The organism is Marinobacterium marisflavi, from assembly GCF_982447095.1.
Genome location: NZ_OZ457898.1, coordinates 279,634 through 304,830, shown reverse-complemented (window position 1 = coordinate 304,830; position 25,197 = coordinate 279,634). Strand labels below are relative to the sequence as shown.

Below are 25,197 nucleotides of genomic sequence, written 5' to 3'. Positions count from 1 at the left end.
CCCTACTCAAGGAGAATATTAAAGCTAAAATGTATTATAAAGCCTCCAAATCGGAGTAACTAACGAGATTATTTAGCGCCTGTATAAAAGCCTTTTCAGAGGCCACACCCTTCCCAGCTATATCAAGCGCACTACCATGAGCCACTGATCCAAATAAGACTGGTGTACCGATAGTGATAGCCGAAGCTAACCTTGGTGATGCAACTTTCACTGGTATATGTCCCTGATCATGATACAAAGCTAAATACGCATCATACCTTCGATCACCAAATAAAGAGTCCGATGGGAATGGTCCATTTGCATTAATTCCTAGTTTTCTAGCTTCATAAACCCCTTGTTCGATAAAATCAGCCTCTTCTGACCCCATTAAACCTCCCTCTCCTGCATGAGGATTCAAGCTACAAACGCCAATGGAACCATCAGGGAGACCTAAATCATCCAAAGCCTGCTTTGTAGATTTTAGAGCATTCAGAATTAGTTTCTTATCGAGTAAATTAATTGCCTCTCTTAAGGAAAGGTGAAGGGTTGCATTAACAACCCGATAGAATGGGGAGAGCAGCATAAGAAACGTGCTTTCTTGAGGAGTACCTGTTTTTTCAGCTACCAATCCTGGGTAACCTCGAAACCTTAATCCAGCTAAGTTAACTGACGCTTCGGTATGGGGCGCTGCAACTACCACACTTACCTTTTTTTCTAAAGCTAGCTTTATTCCAGTACAAGCATATTCATAACACGCTTTTCCTGTAGCTCCACTTATTTCTCCGAACTTCCAATCATGATTCTCTAGAACCGGAACATTTATAAGCTTCACCGGTGGTAAACTGGGAACTAAAATCGAAGCTTCTTTGACTTCGATATTCAATCCACAGGCTTCCGAATGACGCCTCAATACCTCAGCCTCACCAACAACTACAATATCCATGAGGTTTCGGATTTTCCGATCTTTTAAGGCCCGGAGAACTATCTCTGGGCCGATACCGGCCGGATCCCCAATTGGGACAGCCACTATTTTTCGATTAAAATCCATCACAAAGGAATAGCTAATAGCGTATCGATTCTTTGGCTGTCACACACGACAATCCTTTCTTTGAACAGAGCAACGTTATCTTTAATTTGAATCCGGTCAAGATATCTACCAGTAGCAAATAAATGAGTTTCTCCGGTATGAAGAATACGTACGACCATGAAACTAGAAGTTAAGGATAATGTATTATTATCCGGATCTTCTTTTAAAACCCGAACCATACTATTTAGATGGCGATAACCCTGTTCTTCATATACGTTCGCTTCACGCAACGCACTAACACGATCCTTCATCATCCCACGAGAATCAACCCAAATTATTCCATGTTTATAACCTTGGTAAAAATCGTCACTGTTAGTCACGCGATAATGACCATCTTCAGTAAATAATTCAGGCCACCGTTCATATTCTTTGCTATCTATTGATTCTGAGTAATCCATCATAAGATTCTCAATCAAGCTTCTATTTTTCTCGAACATATTAAGTCTCCTTAAACTATTTATGCGTTTGGAACTTCACCTTCCATCAAGGTTCTATACTTTTTCCAAAAACCTCGGACGGACGTTTCAGTGGCTCGAAACGGCTGACTCTCTGCGGTTTCTCCTCCCATCATCACTACCCCAGTATCTTCATCAGTACCAGCGATCCCACGCTGCACGAAATTGCCTATCGCGCCATCTTCCATCGAAACTAACCCTGCAGGCCCGACAAGATTCGCTTGTTTCAAACGGCGTTGGATCATCTCTTCGTCGTCGTCTTCAAATCCGATGTAAGTCCAAACTAGGTCAGTTGTATCTACGCTCGTTGGCACAATCTGTCTTACTGCTATAGCATTGTGAATCTGCTGTAACACCAAGCCAGGAAAGACGGTAAGAATCTGAAGTGTTATACCATCTCCAAATTCATCAACGGATTCTAGTAAACTACCATCCGCCAAGCGGTATTCTTCCTTCGCGGAACGAATTTGCTGATCGCCGTAAACCTCGTTTGATATGCTTGGATCAACCATCGAATATGAGACGTGATTACCTCCACTAGAATCAACAATGATGCCACCAACCTGATTTAATCTATTGATCTCAAAAGTTGTAAAAAATGTGTGAAGTATACTTGCGTGATAACTATCCTTCGCATTTTCAAAGTATAACTTCCAGTTATTCTTTAGAACCTGGGTATTATGGCCAAGAACGCGCAGCGGTTTCTTTAATACTCGCTTGATTCGACCTGACACCTCAGGACCAAGGTAATCTTCAATTTCAGGAACATCTTCAGAAAATGAACCAAATACCAAACCACAAAATTCAATAACTTTTAGCTTACGAAGGTTATGATCGCCTTTACAAAATTTATCTGGCATACCACCCTGTCGTTTTATCCCGCGCTGGAAAGCTACTCCGTCCAGATTCCCTTTTAGATCATAGCTCCAAGCATGATAAACACAGGTTAGATTTTCTGCTTTGCCACGTTTTTTAAGGCACAGCAGAGAACCGCGATGAGAACATCGGTTAACTACAGCATGTAACTCTCCGTCTAAATCACGGGTAACAACAATCGGGGTCTCACCAATACGAGAAACAAAATATGTACCAGGTTCAGGCAATTCAGCTGCTAGACAAAGATAATTCCAAGTTGGTCCCTTGAATATTTTTTCGCGTTCAAGGTGGTACTGATTAGCATCAGTATATAAAGCATAAGGTATTGTCGATGTCTTATTCGATGGCCACTGAATATCACTCGACTTAGCTATAATTTCAGACATGCTAGAAATCCTCTTATTTCATTTTTTTCAGGATTGATTTGACCAAAGGTACGAGCGGCTTTGAGGCGTCTTCTAATACTTCGGTCGATATTGTCAATGGAAAACCTACTAGGCGGCCCACCGCATTGACATCTTTACTATCATCTAGGCCTACTACAGCCAGTAACTTTTGATTTGCTCCAATGCAGAAGCTGATATGACTATGATCATCATATGCGCGAACGATAAGGTTATAGTTCTCGGGTGGAATTAAACCTACACCTTGAAGCCTATGACCATACTGATCGGACCAAAATGATGAGTTTAATTCGTATGCTCTCATCTCATTGTTTAAAACATTTTCACCAACTAGGCGCCCATGTTCTTGAGAGTGCCGCCAAGTTTCTAATCTGAAATTCGAGGTTCCTGTTTCGTCTAACAAACTAACAACTTCACCGGCGGCGAAAATATCCGGTATATTAGTTTGGCCAAAACGATCTACTACGATACCGTCGTTAATTTCAATATCTGTGCCTGAAACTACTGCGACATTTGGTAGTACTCCGATTCCGACTACCACATTATCCGCAGCCAATGTGCTACCATCTGATAGTAATACTTCTAGCTCACCGCTAGTCAGCTTCCTAATAGCCTCTACTGACATGCCAAGCCTAAAGTGAACTCCATTGTCACGATGAATGCTTTCCAACCTATCAGCAGTTACCTCATCGCAGGATCTCGTCAATATACGCTTACCAGGACCTACTACAGTTACATCTATCCCTTTTTCCCGGGCCACCGCAGCTACTTCCAGCCCAATTAACCCAGCACCTATAACAACGATCTTTTCCGACTTTCCTAGTGCAATACGGAGACGATGTGAATCCTCTGCCGTTCTTACAGAATGGATCCGCTCATCGTTAATACACCCCCATGAATCTGGCAAGGGACGCACAGACGATCCAGTAGCTACAATTAATTTGTCATATAAATACTGCTCTCCATTATCGAGAACGATAAAATGTTCATCTGTGTGTAATTCCCTTACCTTCACTCCCGTTACTAAATGTATATTTAGTTCTTTAAACGCAGCGCTAGTTATTAGTATTGAAGTGGATAGATTCGCATTTTCATCCAATTGCTGTTTAGAAAGGTGTGTACGGTCATAGGGAAAATGCGGCTCTTCACCAATTAGGATAATCTCGGCGCAAGAATCTTGTGACCTAGCACTAACCGCAGCAGTAGAGCCTGCAATACCAGTTCCAATAATCACAATCCGTTTTCTAGTTGGCATTGCCAAGCTCCAGTTCCTCTGGAGCGGTTAACACAACCAAACCATCCACTACGTCTACGCTATAAGTAATCATCGGATGCGTCACAGGCGCTCCGCACGGGTCTCCTGTAACAACGTTAAAACAACCTCCGTGGAGTGGGCATTCGATAACGTCCCCATCTAAAAAGCCTTCCGACAACATGGCGTTACCGTGATTACATAGGTCTTTCGAAGCATAAAATTTTCCATCTACGTTATAGAGAGCTATATCGTGCCCAGAAACATGCACAGCAATTACATCATCAACTGGAACATCTGATACGCTGGCTAAAACTAGATGCTTTGGAGTCGTCATATAAATTCCTTCTCGAGTTTTCGAAGACAATACTCACCTATAAATCAATTCTATGAATATGATTTAGATAGCTTTACTTTGTGATTTAAAGATTAAGAAATAATTAGATTTTAAATTTAGGGCGCATAGTATTCCGTTAAGTGAATTAAAATAACGCCCTATTTTCTACATTTTAAATCTATTTCGAATTTAGCAATTGTTGCTGATGAATTTCTAACTCGTCAGTCCAAACACCTTTTTCTTTATAGAAATCAACAGCCATCGAGTGAAAAGGTATTACTGCATCTGTGTTTGCATATGCTGAAGGAGTCCAAGTTGATAAAGTTCGAGTGATCAGCGGCAGCTCATCTGCGTGATCCCAGAGAGCATTCATCACTTTTTTGATGGTATCGTCATCCAGATCAGGCCGCACATAAAGAGTCGTCTGATAACTAAGAACGTCAATATCACCATCTTCTATTCCTACCGGCCCTGCATTTGTGTGAAAGGAGACAAAAGCAGGCCCAACTTCTTGCGAGCGACGCATCGCATCAGGGGAAGGATCAATAGGAAGAAGCTTAGCGCCGGATTGCGCATCTAACTCTTGAAGTATTCCACTACCAACGGAACCGACAGCCGCATCTGCTCGCCCCTCCATGACAGCACGAACACCCTCTGGATAACTAGAAACCCGAACCACCTGAATATCATTTTCAGTGAGATTGGCGTTTGCTAAAGCAGCAAGTGCCGTCTTAGTCGCACCAGCGAAAGCCCCATAATCGACCACGACTCTCCGACCCTTTAATTCCGCTATAGAGTTAATACCGTCGGTTTTCCTAGTAACCAAAGACAGTCTAATCTTCGATCCAAGCATCAGGGTACGCATCTCGTAACCCTTACCTTGATTGACTCCTTCGAAAGGGCCTTCTGCATCGTAAGCAAGCTTTGCCTCTACCGGACTAGCGATCCCCAAGTCTGCTTCCTGGCTCATAAACATCGGGAAAAACACCAATCCAGACTGAGGTAAAACATCAACTCGGTCGCCACTGTATTTGCTTATAGTGGTTGCCAGAGCCTGCGCCTGAGTATAGAAAAGACTACCCGCAGGATTACCCCCCATTACAATTATTCCTGCTGATGACACCGATGCAGCCATACTTAATAAAGCACCTGCTACTACCCCAACAAACTTATTACGGAGTTTTGCTTTTTTCATTTTTATATCCTCTAAGCAATCTAATTGCTAACCGTTAATTTATCGTCGATAAATATCTAAACTCGTAAAATTTTCATGTAGATACTAATTTAATACTCCTTCTTTTCTGCAAATAATGAATCCCTATTAAAACTGACATTGAAAACAGGCATACAACCCAAGATGTAGATCCTAGAGAAAATGCCAAAATGCCAGAGCCAAAGCCGAATACTCTTAATATTGGACTGACCACACCGTTCCAATAGCCAACCAAAGCGATAGAGAGATGGAAAACACCGATTACACCTGCCACAGAAGCAAGCGCTATTTCAAATAGGCTACCCTGCATCAGGAATGCGTCATTGAAAACAAATACAAATGGAATCAGATAAGCTATAACGGCGAACCGAAGCGCATATAAAGCTGTCGACCACGGTTTTGAACCAGCGATAGATGCTGCAACAAATACCGCAAGACATACTGGAGGAGTTAAGAATGATAAGGTTCCGAAGTAAAACACAAACATGTGAGCAGCAAGTTCATTTACTCCCACTTGAGTCAGAGCTGGCCCTACAAGAATTACTAAAATAATGTACGTAGCCGTTACCGGAACGCCCATACCTAGAACTATGCAACCAATAGCCGAAAAAATTAGTAGCAACCATACATTGCCCTCGGCCAAATTCACTAGATTCTGCGACAAACTAGAACCTAGACCAGTTAATCCTAAACATCCCACGACTAAACCTGCGACCGCACACATCACTGCGATAAAAACCACAGCTTCTCCAGTTGCTGAAAGAACCTTCGCGTATTGGAGAAAAGCTCTCCGCATAGACGGAAGAAACAAGCTAACTGCCACTGTTGCCGCCGTTGCCGCGAACGCCGAACTCTCTGGGCTCTGCATCAAAGCAAACAGAAAATACAGTAGTACCGCAAAAGAAAATGCAACCGGCGCCACTTGTATCAACGCAACCTTCAAAGGAGGTACTTCATTCCCTTCCAGCGCCGAAATTCCGCTTTTCCCAGCCTCTAGATCGACTTGCAGATAAACACATAAGTAAAACAGCAGAGCAGGTATAGCCGCCGCTATCGCAATGGCACTGTATGGAACGCCCAAAAACTCCGCCATCAGAAATCCCGTAGCTGCCATTACCGGCGGTAAGACTAGTCCCCCTGTCGACGCCACAGCCTCAATCGCCCCAGCCTTCTCGCTCGAGTAACCAACTCTCTTCATCATAGGGATCGTAATCATTCCGGTTGTTGCCACGTTGGCCGAAGCACTTCCTGACAATGAACCAAACAGCGCACTCGAAAAAACAGCAACCTTGGCCGGTCCACCCCGACGATTCCCCATTAGGGAAAATGAAAGATTGGATATAGCCTCGCCACCACCAACTAAGAACAAAATCTGACCGAAAAGAACGAAAGCGGTAACGATAGTAGCTGCGACGTACAAAGGAGTACCAAGAACAGCGTCCGTGCCTAGGAAGTTATAGATCAACAGGCGTTCAACAGGAATGGCACGCGTTTCGAACATACCTGTCAGGTAGTGCCCAAAAAACGCGTATCCTAGTGCAACAATCGCGACCATCACCATCGTTAACCCGGCTAGTCGGCGCGCCGCCTCTAAGAGCACAAACAAGCCAATCCCACTTAATATAGTTTTGTCTAGGGTTATCAATCCCATAGTTTCAACCAACTCGTGGTACCAAAGGGCTGTATATCCGCCAGCACCTAACGTGGCAAAAATCAAAACTACGTCATACCACGGTACTTTCACCTCAACTGCCTTTGCAGTCGCCGGCTTCACCATGAATGTAATCATCAGGCAAACGGAGAGAAAGAATGCCAAAAACTGTTCTTTATAGATGATAACTCCAATTTCAGGCAGTAGCCTCATAGCATAAACCAATGCCGAAACCGGGACTAAAGCTGCCATAAAAAGAACTAATCTCGCCGAAATACCGGAAAGCTCCCTCCTGTTAGCGTTCATCTTGAGCTCCCAACTTTAGGAACAACTTTTTAGATTTAGACATGCAACCCAGACCTTCCGTCTCGCGCATACAAAACTCTAACGAATGCATTTCGACCCTCTAATTTCATTATCCTAATATTTATTTCTATATTGAAATTATCACTAGGCATTGCATGTGTCAAGTCAATCGAGATTTTTAACGCTATGAGCCTAGTCTTGACTGACATCCAAAAGCAGCGCTTTTGAATACTATTAGCGACCGTACGTGAAGATGAAAAAACTTTGATGGAGCTATAGAAGATAAGAGCTAGGAAAGTTGCGATCAAGTCCCCTGACCTGAGACAATCAGCGAATGCCTTTTTGACAAGATCACTGATGGATCACCAACTGACCTTCGCCGATAGCGAGTTCAACCAGAAACACCTGCGCACACGCAAATAGATGTTCCTAGAGTGTATGGACAAGGCGATTCCATGGAAGCGTCTGGAGTTCATCATCGAACCGCATTACCCTAAAGCAGGCAATGGCCGGACGCCTTATCCGTTATCGACCATGCTACGCATTCACTGTATGCAGCAATGGTACAGCCTGAGTGATCCCGCTATGGAAGATGCGCTGTACGAGATTGCCTCAATGCGACTCGTTGCTGGCCTCTCGTTGGATAAGCCGATTCCTGATCAAACCACGATCATGAACTTTCGCTACTTTCTGGAACATAAGAAGTTGGCCCGTAAAATCTTCAAGGTAGTTAACCAGTGGTTGACCGATGCGGGCGTCCTGTTAAAAGAAGGCGCACTGGTGGATGCCATCATCATCGAAGCGCCCACTTCGACCAAAAACAAATCGGGCGAGCGTGATCCTGATATGCATCAGACCAAGAAAGGCAATGCCTGGCACTTCGGCATGAGGGCGCATATAGGCATCGATGCGCGTACAGGATTCATCCATAGCTTCACGACCACAGCGGCCAATGAGCATGACCTCAATCAAGCTGGCCAGCTCCTGCATGGCGAGGTGCAGTTTATTTTCGCCGATGCGGGTTATCAGGGCGCCGAGAAGCGAGAAGAACTCAAATCTGTTGCAGCCGATTGGCACATTGCTGAGCGCACCGGAAAGATCAGGGCACTGAAGAAACATCCAAGAAAGAACAAAGCGCCTATACGCACTGAATACTTGAAAGTGAGTGTGCGGGCCAAGGTGGAGCATCCGTTCCGGATCATCAAATGCCAGTTCGGTTTTGTTAAGGCTCGTTATCTTGGACTGATGAAGAGCGATTCAAAGCTGGCGATGCTGTTTGCGCTGGCAAATATCGTTCGCGTGAGCCAACTCTTGCGGGCCTAAGACTAGGATAAATCCGTATGGCACCTGCTAAATCAGCTTCCAGACACTAAAATTATGGGAAGTTTTGGCTCAAAGTCAGCCAACATGACGGCTAAGCCACTAGAACTCGTGGATTAGCCGAAAACTGGGTGCTTGATCGCACCTTCCATAGCTAACGATTTCCATGAAATGGATTTAAACTGTATTGGCCTTGATACGACTACCTAAAGCAAGCGTTTTACAACTTGCTCTGAACTAGCTTTTCAAGGCTATAGTAAAAACAACACCTTGATTTAACGCCGTTTTAGCTAGTAGCCGGCGTACAAGCTATGTCATGATTACACTATGCTTGGGTTTGAATTAATCTATACGGGATGACCATGATAAAAAGCATAGTCGACAAAAGCTCGGATAGAGCGCAATCGCTCCACAAGGGGCTACTAGTTCTACAAAGCTTTTCAGACGGACGATCTGAATTGACGCTTAGTCAAGTCGCAGAAAATGTTGGGCTGAACCTTGCCACTACCAGGCGCTTCTTATTAACACTGGTAGACCTAGGGTATTTAACTATGTCAAATAAGCGATACAGCCTTACCCCAAAAGTACTTACACTTGGATATAACTACTTATCGAACTTACCGTGGTGGCAATTAGCAAATCCAGTTGCGGAGGAGATTTCACGAAAACTTCACGAGCCATGCTCGATCGGAGTACTTTCTAACGACCAAATAATCGTAGTCGCTCGAGCTCAAGGCCCTCGGCAGCTAAAAGTCAACTTGACTCCTGGGCGCGGTATTCCAGTCAATACCGTCAGTATGGGAAGGGCTCTTCTTGCCGAACTTGACAAAGAAGCGGTAGATGAATTTTTCGTCAGAAATCCACCTGTATCATTGACACCCTACACGGTAACCAACGTAAATGAAATTAAAGAATCGTTAACCAAAGTGAGAGCGCAAGGTTATGCTATTGTTGATCAAGAACTTGATATAGGACTACTCGCGTTAGCTGTCCCAATTAGAAACAATCAGGGCACAGCAATTGCTGCTATTGGAGTTAGCACTCAGACCGACCGACAGTCTCTCGACGATTTCATAAAAAACTCATTACCTATACTACAAGATGGAGCAAAAAGAATAACTCACATAATGTAGAGTTTCTTCCTTGTTAACCTATATACGAACTTGTAGGGAGTTATAACTGAATCTGGTGTTTGGGTAGGTTGAATAAGAACGGTGTATCTGGTTGATTTGTTGTCGCCAAACAAATCAAAACAACACAGAGATACACCGCATGGATAAGAGTAACGTTGTCGCGCTTTCAGGTCGAGCAGGATCAACTGATCCTTTATCAGAGTTGTTGCGTGAAGGCGCGCGCGAGCTGATTCAGAAAGCTGTTGAAGCTGAGTTGGCCGAGTATCTTCAAAGCTTCGGTAGTCGTCGTCTTGAAGATGGTCGAGCCGCCGTCATTCGCAACGGACATCATCCTGAGCGAGAGATTCAAACCGGCATTGGTCCAGTCACTGTTCAGGTACCGAAGGTGCGATCACGTGATGGGAAACCTGTCGCATTTCGTTCCGCATTGGTTCCGCCGTATGTGCTCAAAACTCGCTCACTGGAAGCAGCCTTGCCCTGGCTGTACCTTAAAGGGGTGTCTACCGGGGAGATGGAGAATGCTCTGGAGGTTTTGGTCGGTCCAGACGCAAAGGGTCTGTCAGCCAGTACGGTCTCAAGATTGAAGCGACAGTGGGCAGATGAGTACAGCCTATGGCGGGAGTCACGGCTGGATAAAGATCGCTGGGTATATCTCTGGGCAGACGGTATCTACAGTGGTTTACGGGCAGAAAATACCAAGTTGTGTGCCCTGGTCATCATCGGTGTCAATGAGCGCGGACAGAAGCACTTTCTGGCGATTGAAGACGGCGTACGTGAGTCCACGCAGAGCTGGAGAGAGGTCTTGCTGAGCCTCAAAGGGCGAGACATGAATACACCGAAGCTCGCTATCGGTGATGGTGCAATGGGCTTCTGGGCGGCTATGGATGAGGTGTTTACAGAGACTCGTCAGCAACGCTGTTGGATGCACAAGACAGGTAATGTACTGAACTACGCGCCCAAGTCAGTGCAGCCTAAGATGAAAGATTGCCTGCATGATATATGGCGTGCTCCCACGCGGGATGATGCTGAGAAAGCCTTCGGTAAATTCGAGAAAATGTTCGAACCCAAGCACCCAAAGGCGGTGCAGTGTTTACAGAAAGATCGGCAAGAGCTTATGGCATTTTACGACTTTCCCGCCCAGCACTGGCAGAGTCTGAGAACCACCAATCCAATTGAATCGACGTTCGGTACGATCCGTCACCGAACCAAACGATCAAAAGGCTGTATGAGCCGCGATGGGATGTTACATATGATCTTCAAACTGGGCGAGTGTGCTCAGAAGAACTGGAGAAAACAACGAGGATTTAACTACCTGGCCAAGGTTATCCAGGGCATCAGGTTTAAAGATGGTGAAGAGGTGACGCACCTCAGCCAGACCACCGTTCGGGCAACAGCCTAAACACTACTTTTGACGGGGCGGCAAAAAGTACCGATATAGATGCGTATGGTATATGCGTTGAGTTATCCTTTCGAGATGATCACATTACGCGACAGAAGCACCTACAACCTTTTTGACCCTTGGGAGTCCTTGGGTGAAAAGCGAAGAAAGCTATTGGACCGATGCTGGGCGGGTGTATTCCGCGAGCATTTATTGAAACAACTCCCTGCTGCGAAGTTAGCTGATAAATTGACTGAATCCTTCGGCCGGCCGAGTAAAGATCTGCACGTGGTTCTTGGCGCGTTGGTTTTGCAGCAACTACATGATTTGACTGATGCGGCCACTGTCGAGGCGGTCTCTTTCAATATTGCGTGGCATTATGCCCTGGATATTCAACACTCCTCCGAAAGCTATATCTGTCAGCGAACTCTGCGAACTTATCGTAGATGGGTCATTGATAAGGGCCTAGATGAAGAGCTGTTTGAACACCTTACAGACAAGCTAATCAATGCGTTTGCAGTAGACACGACTCGACAGCGAATTGACTCAACGGCTGTCCGTTCAGCAATGCGTACGATGACTCGACTGGGTATTTTGGTTGCTGCGGTTAGCAAGTTTCTGCGCGAACTAGCGCGTCATAATCCTGCTTTGCATGCTCAGGTTGAGCCACAAATTATTCAACGCTATGTCGATCGCGAGGGAGAGTGTTTCGGTTTTGGAAAACCCAGTGAAACGAAGCGCCAGTTACCGGAAGCGGCACAGGTTTTAGCTGATTTAGTAACTCAATACAGAGATACAAGCGCTGCGGATTTAGAAAGCTATCTAGTGCTGTCTCGCGTATTCGAAGAGCAATGCGAAGTGGTTCACAGTACTACCGAAGACTTGTTAGTTCAGGTTAAAGAGCCGTCTACCATCCCGAGTGATACGGTGCAAAACCCATCAGATCCTGATGCCAGTTATAACAGCCACCGTGGTGTGGGCTATCTTGTTCAGGTTGTGGAGACGTACACCCCAGAGTCGCCTTCTGAGGACAACAAACCTAATCTCATCACCTATATTGACGTCCAAAAAATGACGCAACACGACTCTCGAGCCATAGAGCCCGCGCTTGATGAACTGGAGAGGCGCGCTATAAAGCCCGCGGTCATTTTAGGAGATAGTCATTACGGATCTGTCGAGACGATGAAGCGGATTGTGCAAACAGGCGTTGAGGTCGTATCGCCATCCATGCCACCACGAGGTTATAAGCTCGGAAAACTGAATCTGGAGGATTTTCAACTGGATGCTTCAGGTGTTGTGGTCAGTTGTCCTGCGGGGCTTGTACCTGTGAGTACTTCTCAAAGCACGAAGAGGATTGAGGTTCAGTTTGATCAGGATGATTGCAGTAGTTGCAAAGACCGTCAGCGTTGTCCTGGTTACACTCAATCAAAGAGTGTGAACAATCGTCGATGGCAATACACGCCAGATCGAGTCGCACAACGCCGTCGCAGGCTAGCTGAGAAATCGGAATACTTTATTGATCGGTACCGATGGCGCGCAGGCATTGAGGCAACTATGTCGAGACTGAAGCATCAGATGGGTCTATCCTCCTTACGAGTTCGAGGCAGACACTCTTTGAAGTATGCGGTCTATTTGAGAGCGCTGGGCATGAATATTAAACGTGTCGCGGCCTATACGGGCTGAAACGGCCTATTCTTGTTCTGATTGGTAGGCAACTGAAGCTGGAAGTGCGATGAGTGCGCTGAAATCAGCTGAATGCCCTGCAAAGTCGCTCAAGCGGAAACTGGTCGGTCACGCTGAATCACGTTTCCCAAAAGAAGAGCAGTGACTTTTTACCGCTCCGTCTACTTTTGACAATAACTCCTTGTAGGTTCAAAGAGCCTAAACCGGCCTCAATACCAAAATATAGAGCTATCTATAAAGAACCAATCTACCTAGGGTAGTTGCGAATAAGTCCTTCAAATTGAGAGAATCCGCCGCCCAACCTGCTTAGAGATCACTGATGGATCACCAACTGACCTTCGCCGATAGCGAGTTCAACCAGAAACGCCTGCGCACACGCAAATAGATATTCCTAGAGCGTATGGACAAGGCGATTCCATGGAAGCGTCTGGAGTTCATCATCGAACCGCATTACCCTAAAGCAGGCAATGGCCGGACGCCTTATCCGTTATCGACCATGCTACGCATTCACTGTATGCAGCAATGGTACAGCCTGAGTGATCCCGCTATGGAAGATGCGCTATATGAGATTGCATCGATGCGGCTGTTTGCGGGCCTATCGCTTGATAAGGCGATACCAGACCATACGACCATTATGAACTTCCGCCATCTTCTGGAACGTAAAGGGTTGGCACGAAAGCTGTTCAACGAGGTCGATCAGTGGCTGACGGAAGCTAATGTTTTACTCAAAGAAGGTACTTTAGTAGACGCTACGATCATCGAGGCTCCAACGTCGACAAAGAATCAGTCAGGCGAACGGGATCCTGAAATGCATCAAACCAAGAAAGGTAATGAATGGCATTTCGGGATGAAGGCGCACATTGGCGTAGACGCTCGAACAGGTATTACACATAGTTTTACAACAACGGCTGCAAATGAGCACGACTTAAATCAGGCAGGTCATCTCCTTCATGGGAAGGAGGAGTTTATCTTTGCTGATGCTGGGTACCGTGGAGCCGAGAAGCGCAAGGAGCTCCAAGGTGTTAAAGCGGGATGGCATATCGCGGAACAGCCTGGAAAAATCCGGGCACTCAAAAAGCATCCGAGAATCAATAAACGTAAGTTGCGTACAGAGTATCTGAAGGCCAGTATCCGCGCCAAGGTTGAGCATCCATTCAGGATTATTAAGTGTCAATTCGGATTCGTTAAGGCGCGCTATCGTGGTCTGGTGAGGAACGACAGTAAGCTGGCTATGCTGTTTACGTTGGCGAATATTGTTCGCGTAGACCAGATGTTACGGGCTCGATAGCAGGACAAATCCGTCTGGATTCTGAAAAGTCAGCACCCAGACACTGAAAAGTGAGAAAGTTTGGCTGAAATTCGGCCAAAATAATGGCTATGGCGCTGCAACTGCCGAATTAGCCGAAAACAAGGGACTAGATCGCATGTTCCCTAGAAGATGAAGCCAAAGCAATTGTGATGTCATCAGAGGATGCACGCGAAGGGCCTCGTGCCTTTATGGAAAAACGCCGACCGGTATATCAGGGCCGATAACCGATATCTACCAGAGCATCCAGAGTTCTTGGACGTTTTGTAGATAAAATCCATCTGGAGCCCACTCCACACAGATAAGTTAATAGATCTGCGCACGAATCCTCTGATTCGCAGAGTCTACGTGATAGCGCTGGGATGAAACCAAATGCATCGCTAGAAAATAATCGAATTTCTTTCGTCCGCTATATAGATTTATTAGAAATCGCTAACGGACCGGTTTGGGCCAGCACTCGTCGCTAAAGGGCTGGCTTTTATCGTCTGCTGAAGAGGTGGCGCCGTGGATTCTAACTGCACTACTTGAGCAAGAACTTCGCCGGACTATCTTCACGTCCAAATCGAAATCTAACTGATAGACCTCCGCGAGGTTGCGAGTATCTCAATTGAGATACATAATACTGTTACTACTTGGAGGATCAGTTATGGCTCACTCATCAATGTTACACGTTCGCGTCGACGACCAGCTGAAAACCGAAGCAACTGAAACTCTAGCTAACTTCGGATTGACCGTTTCCGACGCGGTAAGGATTTTGCTCACCAGAATTACTAAAGAAGGCGGCTTGCCAGCTGGGCTCACCTCAGATCCTGAAGCTCACGATGCCTGGTTTCGAGAAAAAGTGAATGAAGCTCTGCAAGATAATCGTCCTACCGTTGCCCATAAGGACGTAATGGATGAGGTTCAAGCAATGATCGACAGGAAACGTCGCGGTGCCTGAACTTGAATGGCTAGAGCCTGCCCGTGCCGATCTACTGTCGATAATCGAATACATTGCAGATGATAATCCTGATGCGGCCCAACGTGTAAAGGATGACATTGAATACAAAGTAACAAGATTACAAGACTTCCCCAGAATGGGGCGGCCTGGGCGGGTAGAAGGCACCCGAGAGTTAGTCATCTGGACAAATCATGTAGTCGTCTACGACGAAAACGCGATCTCTGTACGGATTCTGCGGGTATTGCACACCGCACAGCAATGGCCACCTTCTACCGAGTAATTTGTAGCTGACCAACGGTAACCCACTGCAGCTAAAAGGCCACTTTATTGAAGACGGATCTTTTTACACGTCAGTCTGCTCAGCTAAAACTAACGCATCGTCCAGCTCTACGCCCAGGTACCGCACAGTACTATCCAACTTGGAGTGTCCCAAAAGAAGCTGCACAGCACGCAGATCATGAGTCCGGCGGTAAATCAGCGTGGGCTTTGTTCTTCGCATTGTATGCGTCCCATAATCGCAGGGATCGAGTCCGACACTCGTGACCCACTTATCGACGATTCGTGCGTATTGGCGCGTAGAGATGGGCCGACCGCGGCTAATCCTACTCGGAAATAGAAAGTCATTACTGCCTAACCCTTTCTCATCGATCCATACACGAAGAGATTTACGCGTCTCCTCAGTGATCTCGAATTGCACCGGCCGCCCCGTTTTCTTTTGAACGACAATGGCTCTGCGCTGGATGGTGTTTCCGTGGCTAATATCCTTCACCCTCAGCCCGACCAAATCACAGCCTCTGAGCTTACTGTCTATCGCCAAGTTGAACATCGCCAAATCGCGGGTCTGTCCTGCGAGCTCAAGACGGATACGGATTCCCCATATCTCTTTAAGCTTCAGTGGGCGTTTCTGTCCGAGTAGTTTGCCTTTATTCCAGGGTACATTCTGATTTTCTTCACTCATTATTTTATCCTCGTAAGTATCACGAAGAAGTATTGATGAGCATTTCACCCCTTGCTGGCGAACGAGATCAAAGGTCTGCTTTTGGGTGATTTGAATCAGTGAAACAATGCGTTTTTACTGAGCTGCAACTCAATCTCGAGAGAGTACTTAGGTCCGGTTTGGGTCGTGAGCAGCCGCTTATCCCTAATTTAATGCGGACGGATTAATTATCGCTGGGTAGTTTGTTATCCGTTCATGATGATGGTCACCTAGTTACTAAAGCGCTCTGACATTAACTTAACTGTACTTTCATGTACGTCAAAACCTGTTCTGTGTATGGGCTTGTATGTAAAGGTTCCTGGATGGGAACGCGAGAGCTAGGTGTATGGTCGTGTAGGTAATTCAGGAGGACTAGTTTAGTGTATGTACCAGTAACAATGAGGGGCTGTTACCGGCACATAGCAGCCCCTCGACAACTAGAGTTGATAACGCAGGAGTGGACTAGTTTTTGGGATAAATCATAGGCAATAAACGAATTGATTTATCAATATAAAAAAAACCGCACTCAAATGAAATGCGGCTCAAGGTGAGACCCACCCAAATTCACCAAGAATGTTAATCAAGGTGCCCCAAGAAATAGGTTTCAATGACTAGCAAATAAATTACCTTTAGGTGCCGATATACAGTGGTAACCTTGGAAAGCAATCACTCCTTCGTAGCCGAAATTACGCCCAAATCCAGATTGTTTAAAACCGCCAAAAGGGCCTTTACCATCTTGAGCTGATGGGCCATGAGCGTTTAGGTAGGTATAACCTGCTTCTAATCGACGGCTCAGTTTGACTGCCTTCTTATAATCTTCTGTCCAAATTGAAGAACACAAACCAAACTCACTATCGTTTGCCATTTCAATAACTTCATCTTCTGTATCAAAAGGAATAATTGGTAATGCAGGCCCAAACTGCTCCTCGCAGACAACTCTAAGAGATGGACTAGGATTTACAATCAAAGTTGGACGTTGAAAATACCCTTCTTTATACATTTCTTTATCAGGGACTTGACCGCACTCTCTTACGTCAGCTCCAGCAGCAATTGCTTCATCAATCATGGATCTAACAACTTTAAACTGTTTTGCATTATTTAAAGGTCCCATTGTTGTTTCAGGAAGCGTACCATCACCAATGATCTGTTTATTACAAATATCTTCCAGCCCCTGAACAACCTCATCGAAACGACTTCTATGCACATATAAACGCTTCAATGCCATACAAACCTGGCCTGAACTCATAAATGCACCAAGATATAACTTCTTAAAAGCAAGCTCATCTAGTTTTGCATCTTCCAAAACAATCCCAGCATCATTACCGCCAAGCTCAAGGGTATCGATCCGAAGGCCTATCTGACGGCTGTGTTGAAACGGATCAACAGTACCAAGACTTCAGAGGTGAACAGTCTGCTGCCTTGGAACATCAACCTCAACGACTCACAGGTTGCTGAAGCGATCTAGGTGTAAGCAGTCAACGCTTACGAATGATATGATTAATGCAATTCATTAATGCACAACTCTACTTCCAAGGATTATATGACGGGATAAAATACACGATTACCATGAGCGAGGAAGAAGGAATCGACGGAGAGATGGTATTCCTTGACGGGATACCCGGATGCAACCAACTGAGTATTAAAAATAGCGAAAGAGGAACCAGTGACCGAAATATCTTAAACCAATTGAAACAAAGAAAATTTGAAGATGTTATTAGAACCTAAAAATCCTTTGCATTGATATCAGCCAAATTTCCTAGCAATTCCAGAAGCGCAAGATATCTATCTTCACCGAAGTCCGAAATTATACTAAGGTAAATTTCATCAGCCTTTGGTAGCGCAATATCCATGAATTTTTTACCTTTTGCCGTCAATTTAACGATGAATGATCTACCGTCTGATTCACTTGAAACTCGCTGTATAAGTTTACGCTTTTCTAATACTAGATATATTCGAGACATACTTGCTTTATGTATACAAGATAACTGAGATAATTCCGTACCGGAGATCTGAGACTCATCGTAAACGATCCTCATAATACGCCACTGCTGCTCAGTAAGATCTACTGAAAGTAGTAGATCTTTAAACCGACTTACAACCGCTTCACGCCCACGAATACAGGCAATCGCCAATGAACGTCTAGCATACGGCATGCTGGCATATTTGGATTTTGAGGAAGGTGACATATCGAACGCTACATTAACAAGCAGATTGGACATACTATACACAATTCACCTGTTAATCGAGAGCATAATGATATGAGACCTAGGCTTATGCTCTCTCTTCCAAGAGGGTTTGACAGGAGGCGACGCTAAAGTCTGTCGCCTTTTTTGGATACAACACTGCTTTGGATACAACACTGCTATTGACGACTTTATTAGTCTTGCTCTTCAGGTATGTATACTTTTATACCATCAAGCTCATCTGTCATGTGAATCTGACAGGTCAGCCTGGATTCTGGCTTGCACGAGTCAAGGAATTCGAGCATATCTGCCTCATCATCGACCGCCTCGCCTACTTTTTCTATCCATTCAGAATCGATATAAGCGTGACATGTAGCACACGAACACACTCCACCGCATTCACCGATAATCCCTTCAACACCGCTTGCGAGTGCGGCCTCCATGATTGAACGACCTTCGTCAACTTCCGCGACTATTACGGAGCCATCTGGCATCACATAGTTAACCGTAGGCATGATATTTCTCCATTCGATAATAATTGTTAACTTGTTTACTTTTTCCGGAAAAGTTTGTTTTTACAAGACTTGTCCTATCACCCATCGAGGAGGAGTGAAGCGCTCCTCGAGGGTCTTAGAATGAAATAGATTTACAGTGTTGAGGCAGCCACCTTTCTGGTAACTACGATGTAACCCAATAGAATCGCTGCCGGGATTAAGCTCACCACCTGATCATTACCCAGGTAAACCGTCGAACTCCCAACGAAGAGGGCTGCTATATACATTGCAACCCTGTGTAGCCAAGTGGGCACTACCTTCCAAGGACTTGTATACACAGTCTGCTTCAACACGTAAGCCGCAATCACAACTGTGATAAGGACCAACACGATCTCCAGCACCGTTCCTTTAAGTAACAACGCAGGGTTATATATCCACAAGAACGGCAACAAATAGGCAGCGAGACCAAATCTCATACCGTTGTACCCTGTCTTCCACATATTGGCGTCTGCCAGCCTTGCTGCAACGATGCTGCCGATAGCAATCGGAGGAGTTATCATGCTCATCAGCCCGAAGTAGAAAAGGAATAGATGCGCGCTTAACGGCTCCACACCAAAGTCAACAACGGACGGAGCTACTACTGTTACGAGAATGATATAAACGGCGGCCGTGGGCATTCCCATCCCAAGAATTATCGAAATGATTGCCGTCAATAGAAGCAGAACCAAAAGACCATAGTCCTGCGCCATAGTTGTAAGCATCAAAGATAACTGGAATGCGAAGCCGGTAGAATTAAGCATCCCAATTACTGCTCCAGCTGCTCCACCTATCAGTAGTAGAGGAGACATCTCCCGTCCAGCATCCAAAGCTAATTCATATACTTCCTTGAAGTTTATCTTTAGACGCGTTTTCAATGCGTATCCGCCAAACATGAGGGCTGACGACATCAGGGCGGAAATACCCGGGTTGTAGCCTTTGTAGAACAGAAGATAAAACAGATACAGAAGTGGGATAACTACTATCCAACCATCAACCAGCGTAGACTTAACCGAAGGAAGGTCTTCCTTGTCAATTCCAGTGATGTTATCACGCTCAGATATTGCATCGATTTTCATCAACAATACTAAGTAATAGATGAGTGCAGGAACGGCCGCGGAGACGACTACCTCAGAGTACGGAAGCTGTAAAAACTCAGCCATAATAAAGGCTGTCGCACCCATAATCGGCGGCATTATCTGCCCCCCATTCGAGGCTACCGCCTCGATAGCGGCCGCGTATGTGCGCTTGAATCCGCTTTTTACCATCAATGGAATTGTGATAATCCCAGTCGACATAATGTTGGCTACTGTAGAACCGGACAGCGTTCCAAAGAAACCGGATGCAACAACAGCAACTTTCGCTGGACCACCACGCTTATGACCCATTAGTCCAAAAGCCAGATCATTGAAGAACTTCATGCCCCCCGAGATTTCCATCATTTTTCCGAAAATCACAAAGGGCAGCACTAACGTAGTAATTACCGTAAGCACCAGACCCGGAATCCCATTTGAATCAGCATAAAGATATAGCACTGTTCTAGTAGGGGCCATTACTTGGGCCTGAAGAGAACCAGGAACCACATCCCCAAAAAAGCCGTACGCGATTACCGCCCAAATTAGGACCGCTATTCCCAAACCTACTGATTTCCGCAGACCCTCTAACAGCAACACAATCCCGATAATCCCTGGAATCCACATATCAGGCGTTCTAAACGCAATCTTGACGGCCCAAGGTTCGAAATTCCACGCATACCATCCCCATGAGGCCACAGCCGCTACAGCAAGTATCGTGTCAAAATACCGGAACTTAGTGGGGTAAGGGTGAGTCAACAATACCGCACCAGTTGCGATACCAAGCAATGCCGCTACGACCTGAGGTGTAACCCAAGGCAAACCAAAATATTGCGGGACATTAAGAATCCAAAGTATCCCGAGGATCGGTACAGCTAATAAGAGTATGGTACTTATTGTCTTGTTCACACTGTTCATAGTCATATCTCGGATACTCCTAACCTGCGAGAACTCTCAGGTTAGGAGTGGTTTCTACTACCTATTATTATTTGAGCAAGGCGTCCTGGTGCTCTTGATTAGCATCCGTCCAGAGACCCAATTCTTTAAAGAATCGAATTGAACCATCGTGATATGGGACTGTGTTGTGCCCAATCAGAAGATCATCCTTTTGAACACCGCGCAAAGGACCATAGTCTTTCTGAAGCTCTTCCCAGTTGTCGTAAAGAGTTTTAGTCAGCAGATAGGCATCGTCCTCAGTAAGATTCACATTACCGACAAGCAACGTGTTATATGCAACGATTGGAGTGTCGCCAATAATGTAAGGACGCTTTGGATTTTCTTTGGCGATAGTGCTTCTAATACCTGGCAACTGTGTCGAGTAATAGTTTGGATCTTCAGCCAATTTGCCGTTAGCAATTATTCTCAGACCACCGGGTACAGATGAGTTTGACTCGGTAAGAACTGGCATCGTGGTCGCAACAGGTGCCGCATCAACTCGCCCTTCAACCAGCGCATTGATACCATCCATCAAACCACCACTTTTCATGAACTCGACATCGCTCAGCTCAAGACCGCCTGAGCGAAGCATGATGGTATCAATTAAAGTCAAGGCCTGTGACGCGGGGATATCCCCCATAACCCGCTTTCCAGCTAGATCCTCGATAGTATTTATTCCACTATCTGCTCTAGTAATGAATGCATATGGAAGCTCCCATACGTTTGCCAAGGCGCGCAGATCGGTCATCTCCGCTGGATACTCCAAACCGCCCGTGTACGCCATTCGCGCATCGACAGTAGAGGAAATCCCCAAAGTCACATCGCCCTGTTGAATCATCGGAAGATAAACTGACGACCCCATGAAGGGCTGTGCAGAAGATCTAATACCTAACTTTTCCTGAAACAACTTACTGAAACCGCCCCCGAGTAGGTAAAAAGTCGACCCGGACGGGTTTGTTCCAACGGTTATGTTAGTTAATTCAGCCTTTGCTGTAGTTGCACCAATCGCGATCGATATCGCTGTGCAAGTAAGTATTTTTTTCAACATTTTCATCAAGCTACCTGCTTATTCATTTTGTAAGGTCTTCCTCAACGAGACGCCAATCGATCAGTCCTACCTGAATTCAATTAACACGTTAACAGTAATTCATTGATCTCGGTCAATCAACTATGTTGCTAGTTATTTTTATTTTATCAAGCATTGTATCGTCAAATAATATATTTAACTTAATGATGTTTATGGGTTTTATTTTCATACTGCAACCTGTATGAATTTTAATCAACAAATTCTGACGGGATAAAAAAGCTAGTGTTGACAGAATTATAGTAAACAAGTTAACTATATTAAGGGATGGCATTCAGAACCGTGTGTCAGATTTACTTAGCCCGAAGGTGGAATATAAAAATGGTTGAGAACAATAACTTAAATGCTGAAGGACTCGTTGATCTCGAAAGAGGAACGATCAGTCGAGAAATCTTCGTAAGCGATGAGGTGTATAAGAAAGAGCTGGAAACCGTATTCATGCGCGCATGGCTGTTTGTCGGTCATGAAAGCCAGATACCGAACCCAGGCGATTTCTTCTCATCAAGAATGGGTGAGGAATCCGTAATTCTTGTTCGAGACAAAGCTAATGAGATTCACGTATTTCTAAACTCATGCCGCCACAGAGGCATGAAGGTTTGTCGCTACGAGTCAGGCAACACCACTCTGTTCACTTGTCCGTATCACTCATGGACGTATACAACGGACGGCAAAATCCGTGGTATTCCACGTTACAAAACCCTGTATGAAGGCGTACTGGAACGTGATGACTGGTCTCTCATCGAAGTCGCACAGATTGTTAACTACAAAGGCTCGATCTGGGCAACTTGGGATCCAAACGCACCAGATTTTGAAACCTATTTGGGAGAGGCAAAGCTTCACTTGGATCACGCTTTGGATTGCCGTGACGGACGTCCAGGCGGCTCAGAGGTAATCGGCGTTCACAAATGGATCTTCCCTTCCAACTGGAAGTTCGCTGCTGAAAACTTCTTGGGTGATACGTACCACAACCCCAGCCACAGATCTGTCGATCTGATCGGCATCGGTCCATCCGCGCAAGGAGGTGTCAAAGGACGCCGTGATAACGAGCTCGAAGTAGCTCAGCACATTTGGGTATCTTTTGCAGGCGGACACGGTGTTCACTCAGCGGTAATGCCTGAAGGCTCCTCATACAAAGAGCAATTTAAAAACGATCCAGAAATCGAAGAGTACTTCCGCAACTGCTACGAGCAGCGTAAAGAACGCCTCGGTGACGATTCCCGATTCCTTCCTTTCGTAGGGACCATCTTCCCGAACACCTCATACCACGGCCGCCAACCTCGAAACCTATGCGTTTGGCATCCGCATGGACCCGATAAGACTGAGGGTTGGAGATTCTTTCTGGTAGATGCAGACGCACCGAAGGCCGTTAAAGACTTCCTGCGTACTTATTATATGCGCTACTCCGGCCCAGCCGGCATGACTGAACAGGATGACATGGAAAACTGGCTCTACGCGACTGCCGCATCTGTCGGTACCGTTGCCCGCCGATACCCATTCAACTACTCACAGTCTATGACAAAAGCGGAGCTGGATCCCATTGTCCACGGTATTCAATTACGTGGCGTAGTAAACCAGCAGGAAACTGAGCACATGGCGCTCGGCTATTATAAGCGCTGGTCACAGTACATTGACGGAAAGAGCTGGGACGTTTTGTCAGGTAAGGATGATCCTTACTACCACTCAAACGCTCAGGAAAGTTCTAAATGAGCACCTATGAAGGAAAGGCAGTAATCGTTACCGGTGCAACTTTCGGCATCGGTAAGGAGATCGCTCACCTACTTGCACAACGCGGTTGGCCCGTTGTTGGCATCGGTCTAGAAGCTCCACAGGTATCGAGTATCGCTGATACGACGATAGCGGCACTTCAGGCTGAGGCGGATAACAGTGGTTTCAACATCAAATTTATTGAAGCGGATGTAACTAATGCGTCCGATATCAAAAAAGTTGTTGAAACCACTTTAGCGCTACACGGATCAATATTCGGCGTTGTTAATAATGCGGCTATTGGGCCCTTGGGAACAATTCTTGATACAGACCCTGATCTCTGGGATCAAATCATGGCGGTTAACTTGAAAGGACCGTACCTAATGTCCAGAGAGATTATTCCTCTGATGAAATCAGAAGGCGTGGGTCGAATAATCAATATTGGATCCGGTGCCGGTTGGGGCAAGCCGAATATGGCTGCCTACTCAACTTCCAAAGGTGGACTTATTGCTTTCTCCTCCGCACTAGCGCTCGATCATTTCAAAGATCGTATAGCCGTCAACGTTGTCATCCCAGGCGGCGGCGGCATTGCTGCGGGGATGAGCCTTGGTCGCGTCTCCGGTGACTATGAAAAGTTGAGAAAGAACGCGGTGGGCAATGTTGCGGGTAGATACACCAGCGGAGATGACCTAGGGAAAGTCATCTCGTTCCTGCTGTCAGACGATGGTGACTCGATTTCTGGAACAGTAATCGATGTCGGATGTTTCTTCCATCAAGGGTCATCTACCCCTCTGTGAAACTTATAAAGCTGAGACTTAATTATGCAATCAAAAAACTTAAAGAATATCGATCGCAACGATAGTTATTTCCAACTTCGATCCAATATCGAAGAATTCTTCTACGATGAAGCGGAGAATATCGACAACCGCAATTTCCACGGCTGGCTGGACATGCTTCATGAAGACCTTCGCTACTTCATGCCAATGCGACGCAACGTAAAATTCGGTCAACACGCCGAATTCGAAAACACGCGTGAAGACGAAGGCATCAGCTGGTTCAACGAAGATAAGTGGACTGTAACCAAGCGCGTCGAACAGATTCTTACTGGCGTTCACTACGCTGAAGAACCCCTATCTCGAACTTCGCATTTGATTACAAACGTTCAAATTCAGGAAGTAGATAATATCGAAGATCCTAAAAAAGTATCGAGCTCCTGTCGGTTCATCGTCTACCTCAACCGTGTTGAATACGAAACTTACTTTTTTGTAGGTCGCCGTTACGACACATTGGTTAAGGAAAATGACGAATGGAAGCTGCTGAGAAGGGAAATCATCCTGGATCAGAACGTTCTCATGGCTAAAAACCTATCAACCTTCTTCTAGTGAGGACTT

At 45.6% G+C, this 25,197-nt stretch carries 24 protein-coding genes and 1 pseudogene; 12 read left to right on the top strand and 13 right to left on the bottom strand.

Annotation, left to right across the window (positions count from 1 at the left end):
- Window positions 1–34 precede the first annotated feature (34 nt).
- The 7 genes from AC1WNR_RS01475 to AC1WNR_RS01445 form a co-directional block, all read right to left on the bottom strand.
- Window positions 35–922, bottom strand: coding sequence for a PdxA family dehydrogenase (locus AC1WNR_RS01475; protein ID WP_481642770.1), 888 nt, complete (start codon window positions 920–922; stop codon window positions 35–37).
- A gap of 104 nt (window positions 923–1,026) precedes the next feature.
- Entirely contained in the window at window positions 1,027–1,503 is a 477-nt protein-coding gene (locus tag AC1WNR_RS01470; protein WP_481642769.1) for an aromatic-ring-hydroxylating dioxygenase subunit beta, read from the bottom strand.
- 20 nt (window positions 1,504–1,523) lie between these two features.
- Window positions 1,524–2,783, bottom strand: a complete 1,260-nt coding sequence (locus tag AC1WNR_RS01465; RefSeq protein ID WP_481642768.1) for an SRPBCC family protein — start codon at window positions 2,781–2,783, stop codon at window positions 1,524–1,526.
- Window positions 2,784–2,796: 13 nt separating this feature from the next.
- Window positions 2,797–4,056, bottom strand: a complete 1,260-nt coding sequence (locus AC1WNR_RS01460) for an NAD(P)/FAD-dependent oxidoreductase (protein WP_481642767.1) — start codon at window positions 4,054–4,056, stop codon at window positions 2,797–2,799.
- On the bottom strand, window positions 4,046–4,390 hold the full coding sequence (locus tag AC1WNR_RS01455) for a non-heme iron oxygenase ferredoxin subunit (RefSeq protein ID WP_481642766.1): 345 nt from the start codon (window positions 4,388–4,390) through the stop codon (window positions 4,046–4,048). The genes AC1WNR_RS01460 and AC1WNR_RS01455 overlap by 11 nt, the downstream gene beginning before the upstream one ends.
- Window positions 4,391–4,568: 178 nt before the next feature.
- Window positions 4,569–5,585, bottom strand: a complete 1,017-nt coding sequence (locus AC1WNR_RS01450; protein WP_481642765.1) for a TAXI family TRAP transporter solute-binding subunit — start codon at window positions 5,583–5,585, stop codon at window positions 4,569–4,571.
- A 73-nt stretch (window positions 5,586–5,658) separates the two neighbouring features.
- On the bottom strand, window positions 5,659–7,560 hold the full coding sequence (locus tag AC1WNR_RS01445; RefSeq protein ID WP_481642764.1) for a TRAP transporter permease: 1,902 nt from the start codon (window positions 7,558–7,560) through the stop codon (window positions 5,659–5,661).
- A gap of 423 nt (window positions 7,561–7,983) precedes the next feature.
- Here AC1WNR_RS01445 and AC1WNR_RS01440 point away from each other — a divergent pair, with 423 nt between their 5' ends.
- The 8 genes and pseudogenes from AC1WNR_RS01440 (at window position 7,984) to AC1WNR_RS01405 (ending at window position 15,600) form a co-directional block, all read left to right on the top strand.
- Entirely contained in the window at window positions 7,984–8,883 is a 900-nt protein-coding gene (locus tag AC1WNR_RS01440; protein ID WP_481642763.1) for an IS5 family transposase, read from the top strand.
- A gap of 353 nt (window positions 8,884–9,236) precedes the next feature.
- Window positions 9,237–9,419, top strand: a pseudogene (locus AC1WNR_RS01435) (helix-turn-helix domain-containing protein); the annotation flags it as partial.
- A 12-nt stretch (window positions 9,420–9,431) separates the two neighbouring features.
- Window positions 9,432–10,013, top strand: a complete 582-nt coding sequence (locus tag AC1WNR_RS01430) for an IclR family transcriptional regulator domain-containing protein (RefSeq protein WP_481645350.1) — start codon at window positions 9,432–9,434, stop codon at window positions 10,011–10,013.
- A gap of 139 nt (window positions 10,014–10,152) precedes the next feature.
- Window positions 10,153–11,412, top strand: a complete 1,260-nt coding sequence (locus tag AC1WNR_RS01425) for an IS256 family transposase (protein ID WP_481642762.1) — start codon at window positions 10,153–10,155, stop codon at window positions 11,410–11,412.
- A gap of 75 nt (window positions 11,413–11,487) precedes the next feature.
- Window positions 11,488–13,074, top strand: coding sequence for a transposase (locus tag AC1WNR_RS01420; RefSeq protein ID WP_481642761.1), 1,587 nt, complete (start codon window positions 11,488–11,490; stop codon window positions 13,072–13,074).
- Between the two features lie 385 nt (window positions 13,075–13,459).
- Window positions 13,460–14,362 carry an IS5 family transposase gene (locus tag AC1WNR_RS01415; protein ID WP_481645349.1) on the top strand — a complete coding sequence of 301 codons (903 nt, stop codon included), beginning with the start codon at window positions 13,460–13,462 and terminating at the stop codon, window positions 14,360–14,362.
- 664 nt (window positions 14,363–15,026) lie between these two features.
- Window positions 15,027–15,320, top strand: coding sequence for a type II toxin-antitoxin system RelB/DinJ family antitoxin (locus tag AC1WNR_RS01410; protein ID WP_173482841.1), 294 nt, complete (start codon window positions 15,027–15,029; stop codon window positions 15,318–15,320).
- Window positions 15,313–15,600 (top strand): type II toxin-antitoxin system RelE/ParE family toxin, encoded by a 288-nt coding sequence (locus AC1WNR_RS01405; RefSeq protein ID WP_173482842.1) that lies wholly within the window; start codon window positions 15,313–15,315, stop codon window positions 15,598–15,600. The genes AC1WNR_RS01410 and AC1WNR_RS01405 overlap by 8 nt, the downstream gene beginning before the upstream one ends.
- A gap of 63 nt (window positions 15,601–15,663) precedes the next feature.
- On the opposite strand, the gene AC1WNR_RS01400 is transcribed toward AC1WNR_RS01405, so the two are convergent.
- Entirely contained in the window at window positions 15,664–16,278 is a 615-nt protein-coding gene (locus AC1WNR_RS01400) for a tyrosine-type recombinase/integrase (RefSeq protein ID WP_173482843.1), read from the bottom strand.
- Window positions 16,279–16,900: 622 nt separating this feature from the next.
- Window positions 16,901–17,641, bottom strand: a complete 741-nt coding sequence (locus AC1WNR_RS01395) for an aldehyde dehydrogenase family protein (protein WP_481645348.1) — start codon at window positions 17,639–17,641, stop codon at window positions 16,901–16,903.
- Between AC1WNR_RS01395 and AC1WNR_RS01390 the strand changes: the two genes are divergently transcribed.
- Complete coding sequence (locus tag AC1WNR_RS01390; RefSeq protein ID WP_481645347.1) at window positions 17,591–17,761, top strand: transposase domain-containing protein; 171 nt, start codon at window positions 17,591–17,593, stop codon at window positions 17,759–17,761. The two genes, AC1WNR_RS01395 and AC1WNR_RS01390, sit on opposite strands and share 51 nt — an antisense overlap.
- A 256-nt stretch (window positions 17,762–18,017) precedes the next feature.
- Here AC1WNR_RS01390 and AC1WNR_RS01385 read toward each other — a convergent pair whose 3' ends face one another.
- From AC1WNR_RS01385 to AC1WNR_RS01370, 4 genes are all read right to left on the bottom strand, one after another.
- Window positions 18,018–18,515, bottom strand: coding sequence for a MarR family transcriptional regulator (locus AC1WNR_RS01385; protein ID WP_481642760.1), 498 nt, complete (start codon window positions 18,513–18,515; stop codon window positions 18,018–18,020).
- A gap of 158 nt (window positions 18,516–18,673) precedes the next feature.
- Complete coding sequence (locus tag AC1WNR_RS01380) at window positions 18,674–18,994, bottom strand: 2Fe-2S iron-sulfur cluster-binding protein (protein WP_481642759.1); 321 nt, start codon at window positions 18,992–18,994, stop codon at window positions 18,674–18,676.
- A gap of 131 nt (window positions 18,995–19,125) precedes the next feature.
- Window positions 19,126–21,006 (bottom strand): TRAP transporter permease, encoded by a 1,881-nt coding sequence (locus AC1WNR_RS01375; RefSeq protein ID WP_481642758.1) that lies wholly within the window; start codon window positions 21,004–21,006, stop codon window positions 19,126–19,128.
- A 61-nt stretch (window positions 21,007–21,067) separates the two neighbouring features.
- On the bottom strand, window positions 21,068–22,072 hold the full coding sequence (locus AC1WNR_RS01370) for a TAXI family TRAP transporter solute-binding subunit (protein WP_481642757.1): 1,005 nt from the start codon (window positions 22,070–22,072) through the stop codon (window positions 21,068–21,070).
- Window positions 22,073–22,423: 351 nt separating this feature from the next.
- Between AC1WNR_RS01370 and AC1WNR_RS01365 the strand changes: the two genes are divergently transcribed.
- Genes AC1WNR_RS01365 through AC1WNR_RS01355 form a run of 3 tightly spaced genes read left to right on the top strand, consistent with a single transcriptional unit; the run spans window position 22,424 to window position 25,188 of the window.
- Window positions 22,424–23,809 (top strand): aromatic ring-hydroxylating oxygenase subunit alpha, encoded by a 1,386-nt coding sequence (locus AC1WNR_RS01365; protein WP_481642756.1) that lies wholly within the window; start codon window positions 22,424–22,426, stop codon window positions 23,807–23,809.
- Window positions 23,806–24,603 (top strand): SDR family NAD(P)-dependent oxidoreductase, encoded by a 798-nt coding sequence (locus tag AC1WNR_RS01360; protein ID WP_481642755.1) that lies wholly within the window; start codon window positions 23,806–23,808, stop codon window positions 24,601–24,603. The genes AC1WNR_RS01365 and AC1WNR_RS01360 overlap by 4 nt, the downstream gene beginning before the upstream one ends.
- 24 nt (window positions 24,604–24,627) lie before the next feature.
- Window positions 24,628–25,188, top strand: a complete 561-nt coding sequence (locus AC1WNR_RS01355; protein WP_481642754.1) for a 3-phenylpropionate/cinnamic acid dioxygenase subunit beta — start codon at window positions 24,628–24,630, stop codon at window positions 25,186–25,188.
- The last annotated feature ends 9 nt before the right edge of the window (window positions 25,189–25,197 follow it).

Bases quoted from the DNA above. Each gene is read 5' to 3' on its own strand.
- AC1WNR_RS01475 (WP_481642770.1), bottom strand. From the start codon at position 922: ATGGATATTGTAGTTGTTGGTGAGGCTGAGGTATTGAGGCGTCATTCG.
- AC1WNR_RS01470 (WP_481642769.1), bottom strand. From the start codon at position 1,503: ATGTTCGAGAAAAATAGAAGCTTGATTGAGAATCTTATGATGGATTAC.
- AC1WNR_RS01465 (WP_481642768.1), bottom strand. From the start codon at position 2,783: ATGTCTGAAATTATAGCTAAGTCGAGTGATATTCAGTGGCCATCGAAT.
- AC1WNR_RS01460 (WP_481642767.1), bottom strand. From the start codon at position 4,056: ATGCCAACTAGAAAACGGATTGTGATTATTGGAACTGGTATTGCAGGC.
- AC1WNR_RS01455 (WP_481642766.1), bottom strand. From the start codon at position 4,390: ATGACGACTCCAAAGCATCTAGTTTTAGCCAGCGTATCAGATGTTCCA.
- AC1WNR_RS01450 (WP_481642765.1), bottom strand. From the start codon at position 5,585: ATGAAAAAAGCAAAACTCCGTAATAAGTTTGTTGGGGTAGTAGCAGGT.
- AC1WNR_RS01445 (WP_481642764.1), bottom strand. From the start codon at position 7,560: ATGAACGCTAACAGGAGGGAGCTTTCCGGTATTTCGGCGAGATTAGTT.
- AC1WNR_RS01440 (WP_481642763.1), top strand. From the start codon at position 7,984: ATGTTCCTAGAGTGTATGGACAAGGCGATTCCATGGAAGCGTCTGGAG.
- AC1WNR_RS01430 (WP_481645350.1), top strand. From the start codon at position 9,432: ATGTCAAATAAGCGATACAGCCTTACCCCAAAAGTACTTACACTTGGA.
- AC1WNR_RS01425 (WP_481642762.1), top strand. From the start codon at position 10,153: ATGGATAAGAGTAACGTTGTCGCGCTTTCAGGTCGAGCAGGATCAACT.
- AC1WNR_RS01420 (WP_481642761.1), top strand. From the start codon at position 11,488: ATGATCACATTACGCGACAGAAGCACCTACAACCTTTTTGACCCTTGG.
- AC1WNR_RS01410 (WP_173482841.1), top strand. From the start codon at position 15,027: ATGGCTCACTCATCAATGTTACACGTTCGCGTCGACGACCAGCTGAAA.
- AC1WNR_RS01400 (WP_173482843.1), bottom strand. From the start codon at position 16,278: ATGAGTGAAGAAAATCAGAATGTACCCTGGAATAAAGGCAAACTACTC.
- AC1WNR_RS01385 (WP_481642760.1), bottom strand. From the start codon at position 18,515: ATGTCCAATCTGCTTGTTAATGTAGCGTTCGATATGTCACCTTCCTCA.
- AC1WNR_RS01380 (WP_481642759.1), bottom strand. From the start codon at position 18,994: ATGCCTACGGTTAACTATGTGATGCCAGATGGCTCCGTAATAGTCGCG.
- AC1WNR_RS01375 (WP_481642758.1), bottom strand. From the start codon at position 21,006: ATGACTATGAACAGTGTGAACAAGACAATAAGTACCATACTCTTATTA.
- AC1WNR_RS01370 (WP_481642757.1), bottom strand. From the start codon at position 22,072: ATGAAAATGTTGAAAAAAATACTTACTTGCACAGCGATATCGATCGCG.
- AC1WNR_RS01365 (WP_481642756.1), top strand. From the start codon at position 22,424: ATGGTTGAGAACAATAACTTAAATGCTGAAGGACTCGTTGATCTCGAA.
- AC1WNR_RS01360 (WP_481642755.1), top strand. From the start codon at position 23,806: ATGAGCACCTATGAAGGAAAGGCAGTAATCGTTACCGGTGCAACTTTC.
- AC1WNR_RS01355 (WP_481642754.1), top strand. From the start codon at position 24,628: ATGCAATCAAAAAACTTAAAGAATATCGATCGCAACGATAGTTATTTC.